Origin of the sequence: Mesorhizobium sp. M0060 (assembly GCF_040323155.1) — a bacterium.
GTDB lineage: Bacteria > Pseudomonadota > Alphaproteobacteria > Rhizobiales > Rhizobiaceae > Mesorhizobium.
The window spans coordinates 1-3,992 of sequence record NZ_JAMYUP010000131.1; the positions used below are offsets into that span (position 1 = coordinate 1).

Genomic DNA, 3,992 nt, shown 5'->3' on the forward strand with positions numbered 1-3,992 from the left:
TGTTTGTGGCGCTCCAAGGCGACCACGTTCTAACATCCATACAGGAGCAGCCGCCCGCACTTTGGCTCGGGCGAGACCCCAATCACCCCATCTGTTGAAAAAGTCTGCCGTATTGCCTTGAGGATGGTCGCCGTTGTGATAGGCGAAGGTGATCTCGATCGAGCCGTCGTCGAGCAATTCGGCGGATCCGTCGCCGGTGACTTCGTCCATCTCATCGCAGCCAGCCCATGTGAAGAAGACCATTGAGGGGCTGTACCCGAGATCGAGGCCAGCTTGCAGGGCGCCAAAGGCGATCTCACCGTGGTTGTCGGCCCCGATGGTGATCGTGGCGGGTCCGCCGAGGTCGAGATAGCCGCGATCCCACAGATCAGCTTCGATGATCCGCCAGCGGCCGATCAGTTGACAGCCCGCAGGCGCGATCATGTCGGCCCCGCCAGCAGCTTCGGCAACCGCACGAGATTGTTGGCGGCGGCGCTGAAGGTGAAGGCCCATCCGACGCGGTCGCGTCCGCGCAACTTGGTCTTCTCCTGCCCGGCGACTGTCTTGATCCAGCCGAACGCCTCTTCAATGCGCTTGCGAATACGCTGACTGACAGCATAGCCGCTATGCCGGGTGCTGCGCCCGTCGATCGCTGAGCTGCGGCCGCTGGTGTTCTGCGCCACGTGCGGCGTTACCTTCAGCGAGCGCAACTCATTGATGAAGTCCTCCGCGTCATAGCCCTTGTCGGCGCCGAGCGTGATCGCCTGCGGCCGGTCAGCGCGAGGTTCGATCATGTGCAATGCCGCCACTCCCTCAGCATGTCCGTCGGCCAGCGTCAGGCAGGCATCGACCAGCAGGCCGTGACGGTTCTCCATCAGCCCATGCCCCATGAAGCACAGCTTGGCCTCCTTGCCCTGTCCCTTGCGATAGAGCCTGGCGTCGGGATCGGTGGTCGAAGCATGCGTTTCGTTCGACCGTTTCTGGCCGTGGAAGTCCGCTTCCGTGTTACGCCCGCCGTCCTGAGCCGGCGGCTCGCCTGAGCTATCTTCGCGGAACCGTCCTTCGGCTTGACGCTCTTCATCGACGCCCAGGCCTCGATCAACGTTCCGTCGACCGAGAAGTGATCCGTGGAAAGGAGCTTCTTCACCTTGGGCTGCGCCAGCACCGCCGCCAGGAACTTTGCCGCGATGTCGCCTTCCAGCAGCCGGTCGCGGTTCTTGGAGAACACCGAATGGTTCCACGCCGCCTCGTCGACACCGATGCCGACAAACCAGCGGAACAAAAGGTCGTATTCCAGCCGCTCCATCAACAGCCGCTCCGAGCGGATTGAATAGAACGCCTGCAGCAGCATCGCTCGCAGCAGCTTCTCCGGCGGGATCGATGGCCGTCCGATCGGCGAATATAGCGCCGCGAAGTCCCGCTCCAACGCCGAAAGCGCCTCGTTCACAATCGCCCGAATACGGCGCAACGGATGATCGCGCCGCACCCGAGCCTCAAGGTCCACGTAGCTTATATGAGGAGTGTCAAGGCCTTTAGCCCGGATATCTCACACAGTTGAAGTGCATCGGGGCTCCGAATCAAGGAAAATGCTTCTGCGACAAAGACTTACCTTGAGCAGAGGTATTCCCCGATGCAGACAGAGTGTATACCGGAACGGTTTGATTTTGCACCTGTTGAAAGGCGCGCCGTTGTGGCCGGTTTTGACGGTGGAACGATCACGTCCGACGCCGGCGCGCTTCTGCTGGGGCTTGCGGACCGGGCGATCGGGCTGGTCGGCCGCTTTGCCCGCTGCTTCGTGGATGCCCGCCGTCCGGCATTGATCGAGCATGAGGTGAAGACGCTGGTCGGTCAGCGCATCTTCGCGCTCGCCCTCGGCTACGAGGACCTGAACGACCATGACGAGTTGCGCCATGATCCGGTGCTGGCGGTGCTGGCCGGCAAGCTCAAGGCGCGCCGTCACAAGAAATGCGCGGCCGTGGCCGGCAAGTCGACGCTCAACCGGCTGGAGCTGAGCCGGCCGCAGCCTTCGCGCTATCACAGGATCAGCCACGATCCGGCGGCGATCGAGGCGCTGTTCGTCGAGCTGTTCATGGGCGCGCGCGCGGCGCCGCCCGGGGAGATCGTGCTGGATCTGGATGCCACGGACGATCCCCTTCACGGCAACCAGGAGGGGCGGTTCTTCCACGGCTACTATGGCAACTACTGCTACCTACCGCTCTACATCTTCTGCGGCGATCACCTTTTGTGCGCCAAGCTGCGGCCCGCCAACATCGACGCGGCCGCCGGCTCGGTTCAGGAGATCGAGCGCATCGTGCACCAGCTGCGTGAGCGTTGGCCCAAGGTCCGCATCGTGCTGCGCGCCGATTCCGGCTTCGCCCGCCAGGAGCTGATGGCCTGGTGCGAAACCAACGCCGTCGACTACCTGTTCGGTCTGGCCCGCAATGTTCGGCTGGTCCGCCACATCGCGGCTGAACTGGAGGAGGCCAGAGCCGAGAGTTCCTTCACCAGCCGACCCGCCCGCCGCTTCAAGGACTTCCTGTGGACCACGCGCAAGAGCTGGAGCTGCCGGCGCCGGGTCGTGGCCAAGGCCGAGTGGACGCAAGGAGAGGCCAACCCGCGCTTCGTGGTCACCTCCCTCGACGCCGAAGCCTGGCCGGCGCAACGCCTCTACGAGGTCCTCTACTGCGCCCGCGGCGAGATGGAGAACCGCATCAAGGAATGCCAGCTCGACCTGTTTGCCGACCGCACCTCTGCCGCCACCCTGCGCGCCAACCAGCTCAGGCTCTGGTTCGCCTCGATGGCCTATGTGCTGATCTGCGCGCTGCGCCGCATCGGCCTGGTGGACACACGGCTCGCCAGGGCAAGCTGCGCCACCATCCGGCTCAAGCTGTTCAAGATCGGCGCCCTGGTCAGCGTCTCGGTGCGCCGCATCAAGCTGGCCATGAACTCCGCCTGTCCCTTCCAGCGCGAATGGGCCCTGACCTATGCCCGCCTATCGGCAGCCGTCGCCTGAGCGGCCCGATCCACCCCTCCCGTCAACAGCAAGGAAACAGCGCCGAACCACACCAACCGCTCCAAGCGGCCAACATCCCTTGCCCACAGCTCAAGCGCCGGCAAAATCGCTGCCGCCAGCCTCGCGCCGAGGACCGTGTGAGATATCCGGGTTAGGGCTCCGCTTTTTTGGATCCGTTCGTTTTACGGTATCCATGGTCTGAGCCCGATTGCATGACGCGGCTCGTTTCCCGAGCCAGATCCAACTTATATACGGTCGCTGTTCGAAACAGCGGCACCAACATCCCGCTTGCGGCGGACAGGGGCTCAGGAAGACGAGACCATTCTGAGACAACGGCGATTGAAGCCACGCTACGTGCCGGTTCGTCCACCTCGGATCCGCCAGGACTGATCAGATCCTGGAAGATGGCAGAATTCGATGGGTGTAGCGCATCAGGCGACCGTCATGATCGCTCCCTCGATGACAACGCCGGCGTTAATGTATTTCCACAGCGCCACGAGCAGCTTGCGGGCCAGCGCCACGATCATTGTCTTCTTCAGCCGGCCGTTGTTCTGCTTCACCCGCTCCTTGAACCATAAGGTGAGCGCTGACTGCGGTTGATGGCGCACCCATAGCCAGGCCATCTGGACCAGCGTCGTTCGCAGAGTCGGATTGCCAGATTTCGACACCCCCTGCTCGTGATCGATCGCCCCACTCTTCCAGGGCGTCGCCGCCAGGCCGGCATAGGCGGCAACCTGACGTCGGTTGTCAAAATGACGCGACAGCCCCTTCGACCAGAGGACAATGGCGAACTCCGGCCCGATGCCTTTCAGGTTGAGCAGCATCGCCGGTGCTGGCGAGACGGCCTGCGCAGCAGCGAGCATGGCATCGCGTTCGGCCTCGACCGCCTTGATCTGCTCCAGTAGCAGTTCCAGTCGATCGAGTTCCCGGCCGATCTGCGCCTTCAAATGTGCGGGCAAGGGCCGGCCGTCGCCGGTCTGAAGCGCCGCCAGTTGCTTGC

The 3,992-nt window shown here is 63.4% G+C and carries 3 protein-coding genes and 1 pseudogene; 1 reads left to right on the plus strand and 3 read right to left on the minus strand.

Features of this window, described 5'->3' with window-relative positions:
* Together NKJ94_RS37010 and NKJ94_RS37015 are read right to left on the minus strand one after the other, a co-directional pair.
* The coding region (locus NKJ94_RS37010) for a hypothetical protein (RefSeq protein ID WP_352532672.1) at positions 1-423 on the minus strand (423 nt) is incomplete at its 3' end.
* A pseudogene (locus NKJ94_RS37015) lies at positions 420-1,522 on the minus strand (IS5 family transposase). The pseudogene NKJ94_RS37015 and the gene NKJ94_RS37010, both read right to left, overlap by 4 nt.
* Before the next feature lie 87 nt (positions 1,523-1,609).
* On the opposite strand from NKJ94_RS37015, the gene NKJ94_RS37020 reads away from it, so the two are divergent.
* Entirely contained in the window at positions 1,610-2,992 is a 1,383-nt protein-coding gene (locus NKJ94_RS37020; RefSeq protein ID WP_352532674.1) for an IS1380 family transposase, read from the plus strand.
* A 431-nt stretch (positions 2,993-3,423) separates the two neighbouring features.
* Here NKJ94_RS37020 and NKJ94_RS37025 read toward each other — a convergent pair.
* Positions 3,424-3,992: transposase (locus NKJ94_RS37025; RefSeq protein WP_352532676.1), on the minus strand; the 569-nt coding region annotated here is incomplete at its 5' end.